Raw genomic sequence first — 3,771 nt, 5'->3', positions numbered from 1 at the left:
AGCAACGCGTCGCGGCTCACGGCCGACGACACGAGCGACGCGTCGCCGACGCCGAGCGTAAACGGCGGCGTGCCGCGCGCGACGAACGTCAGCGCGGCCGGATGCCAGCCGATCGCGACGGCCGGCTGGCCGCCGCCGAATCCGCCATTGCGCATGTCGACGACGATCCGCCACGCGCGATCCGTATTCGCCGCGAATTCGAGCGGCGGATTGCGCTGCTCGCCGGCGTTGCCCTGCAGCCGGAACAGCACGGCGCCCGCGACGTCGCGCCACGGCGCCTGCGCGTCGGCGCGGCTCTGCAGCGTCGCGCGCGCGACGGTGTTCGGCTGCGGCAGGTCGATGCGCACGCGGTCGACCGGATAGGCGCCGTCGATGTCGAACAGGTATTCGCCGGGGGCACCGCCGGCCCGCACGCGCACCGCGTCGCGCCATTGGCGCGGCACGGACGCGGTGTCGGTCCCGCGCGTGTCGCGCGGGTGCGTTTCGACGTCGATCGACGCGATCGCGGGTGCGCCGTCGAGCCAGTCGAGCCGCAGGTAGCGCGGCGCCGCGCCTTCGAGCGCGATACGCTCCTGCACCAGCATCGCGTCGCCGTGGCCCACCTTCAGCAGTTGCGTGCTGCCGAGCGACCGCCAGCTGCGCAGGTCGTCGCTGGCTTCGACGGCGACACGCCCCTGGTAGCTGTCGTCGCTCACATGAACGAGCAGCGCGTCGATCTCGCCGTCCGCATGCGACAGGTCGACGAGATCCGCGCCGTGCTTCGCGCGCACCGGTGCGGCGACGCCCGCGCGCAGCGCGCCGTCGGGGCCGACCGTCACGCCGAGCGGCGCGTTGCCCTTGTCGGCGCGGGCGGGCGGCAGCGCGAACCAGTGCACGGGTGTGCGCTTCGGCGGGACGGCGGGCGCGGCCGCCGCCGGGGCATCGAGCGAATACGGCACCGGCTCGCCTGCGCCGTTGAAGATGCGCACGTCACCGAGGTCGTCGCGCCGGCTCGCCGCATAGACGGGCTGCGGCACGGTGAGCTGGTAATACGCGGCGGTGCCGTCCAGATCGAGCGAAAAGCGCTGCGCGACGCGGCCGTCGGCCGCCGCGAACGACGCGAGCACGCTCAGTCCGAGCAGGGCGGCGAGTCGTTTCATGCGTGGTCGTCCTGTTGCGCGGCGGTCTTCGGCGGCAGCGGCGAGAAATACCCGATCAACAGCAGCAGCACGCCGATGCCGATGAACGACACGATGCGCTCGATGCCGGTCACGTGCGACAGGTCGAACAGGAACAGCTTGACGACCGTGAGCGCGAGCAGCGCGGCGCCGACGAACCACAGCGGACGCAGCCCGCGTCGCGTGGCCCAGATCGTGATCGCGAGCGCGCAAAGCGTCCAGTACACGGACACCGACGCCTGCACCAGCGTCGATTCCGCCATCGCGCCGAGTTCGTACGGCACGCCGGCCCAGTGATGCAGCGTGCGCAGCAGGATCGCGTTCAGCCACAGGAACGCGGTCGCGCCGGCCGCGCTCAGCAGCTCGACGCGATACTTGCCGAACGACCAGCCGACCTTGCGTGCGCGCATGAACCACGATGCGGCGAGCGCATAGACCACCGCGAGCACGAGGTCGAGCGGGTTGAAGAGCGGCACGCGCGCCCAGCTTCCGCCGTCCTGCGTGAAGTTCGCGTAGAAGGTCCATACCCACATCACGACGATCAGCGGCAGCGACGCGAGCGCGCACACGCGGGCGATGCCGTCGCGGCGCGTCAGCCACATCCCGGCGAACGCGAACACGCTCCACCCGACCATGAATACCTGCTGGATGCCGAACGACGACAGCACGGTGTCGATGTCATAGGCCAGGTGGAAGCGCTGATGCAGCGTGCGCAGCATCAGTGCGTTGAACCACAGGAACACGGTCGCGATGGCCGCGTAGTCGACGACGCGCGGATGCCACGCGATGCCGAGCGTCCGCAGGCGGCGCAGCCACACGGCGAACGTGACGAACACGAGGCACTGCGCGATGTCGAGCGGGTTGAGCAGCGGCAGCCAGAAGAGCGGCGCCGCATTGCCGTCGCTGATCACGCTGGCAATGCTCCACAACCACAGTAACGCCGCGAGCGGCGCCGCGCCCCACACCTGGTACGCGCGCGGAAACGCCGCGACGGGCCAGCGCAGCCGCGAGCCGGGGCCGGACACCAGCAGGAGCAGCGCACCGAAGCCATAGGCCCACGCGCTCCAGCTCCACGCGCCCTCGGGCACGTACGCACGCAGGCGCCAGAAGCCTTCGAGCGACAGCAGCCCGCACACGGTCCAGAACATCAGCGTATGCAGCGGCGCGACGATGCCTGCGGAGAGGGATGGCGCGACGCCGCGCGCCGAGCCTGACGCGGAATCGGCGCCTGCCGTGCCGCGCGACTGACGCCACAGCAGCGCAAGGCCTGCGCCGACGGCGACGGGCCACGCGAACGCGCCCATCCCTGACAGCGGCGCTTCGTGCGCATCGAACGCACGCAGCGCGAGCAGCGCCAGCACCGGCGTCAGCGCGAGTGCGGGCCATTCGGCGAGCGGCCACGCCAGCCGGCGGCGGGCGACGTGCGCGAGCCACGCGGTGCCGGCCGCGAACAGCGCGGTCGTATCGACGACGAAGCGGTCGGCATGCAGGTCGACGTGACGGCTCGCATAGACGAGGATCTCGTGCAGGCCGCCGCTCACCCACCAGAGCAGCCCCCATGCGGCGGCCGCGGCGCCGATCTCGGGCATCCATGCATGCCACGCGCGCGCTTCGCCGCGCCCGTGCAGCCACCAGCCGGTGAACAGGCCGGCGAGCGCGATCAGCAGCATCGCGATATACGGGCTGTTGAGCACCGGCAGCACGGTGGCGTCGGCCGGCCCGAGCAGGCTCGTGAAGAACGCGCCGGCCGCAGCAACCTGCATCAGCAGCCCGAAGCCGAACCGCAGCATGCGCTTCTCGCGCACGCCGAGCCAGACGACGGCCGCGCCTTCGATCGCCCACGCGGCGCTGGTCGTCGGACCGGAGAACGCGAGCGGCACGGCCAGCGTCGCGAAGATCACCGCGAGCGCGAGCGTGGATTCGAACAGCAGCGCGAGGCGGTCGCGGCGCCGGGCGAGCCATGCGGTGACCACGACGTAGAACGCCGACAGCGCGACGGCGCTCCACGCGAGCCCGAACGGCATGTCTTTCACGAGCGACGCCTGCAGCGCGGTCGCGACGATCGGCGTGCCGAACACGAGCGTGCCGTCCACGTAGTGCCGCAGCGCGAGTTCGCGCTTCACCGCATACAGCAGCGCGATGCCGACGTACATCAGGAAGAACAGGATGAGGAACGGCTCGGTGCTCGCGAACAGCGCGGGGCGGTAGGCCGTCACGCCCCATGCCGAGCCGATCGTGAACGTGAAGACGAAGCCGAGCAGGTTCAGCGGACGCCAGGCCTTGAACCACGCGATCGCGAAGATCCCCGCGTTCAGCAGTGCGTAGTAGCTGAACAGCGCGACATGGTTGCCCTGGCCGGTCGACAGCAGCACCGGCGCGAGAAAGCCGCCCGCGGTGCCCATGAACGCGAGCGGCAGCGCGTTCTGCCGCACCGCGAGGAACGCGCTCAGCGCGCACACGGCCACCATCAGCGGGAACGCGGCGCCGACCGGCAGCAGTGCGTAAAGCTTGGTCGCGGCGAAGATCGTCAGGTACAGGATGCCGACGCCGCCGCCCTGCAGCACGAGCCCGTACGCCGCGCGGCGCGCGCGCACGCGCCAGCCGATCGCGAGCA

General features: G+C 71.3%; 2 protein-coding genes. Both read right to left on the bottom strand.

The genetic code is table 11. The features are described from left to right. On the bottom strand, positions 1-1,139 hold a 1,139-nt coding region (locus G3N96_RS37870), incomplete at its 3' end, for a DUF3999 domain-containing protein (protein ID WP_206140409.1). Further along, a partial coding sequence (locus G3N96_RS37865) for a DUF2339 domain-containing protein (protein ID WP_206140408.1) occupies positions 1,136-3,771 on the bottom strand: 2,636 nt, incomplete at its 5' end. The genes G3N96_RS37865 and G3N96_RS37870, both read right to left, overlap by 4 nt.

It is taken from the genome of Burkholderia sp. Se-20373, assembly GCF_017104705.1.
Classification (GTDB): Bacteria; Pseudomonadota; Gammaproteobacteria; order Burkholderiales; family Burkholderiaceae; genus Burkholderia.
The sequence above is the reverse complement of the archived record's forward strand: the minus strand, read 5'-3'. Positions and strand labels throughout refer to the sequence as shown.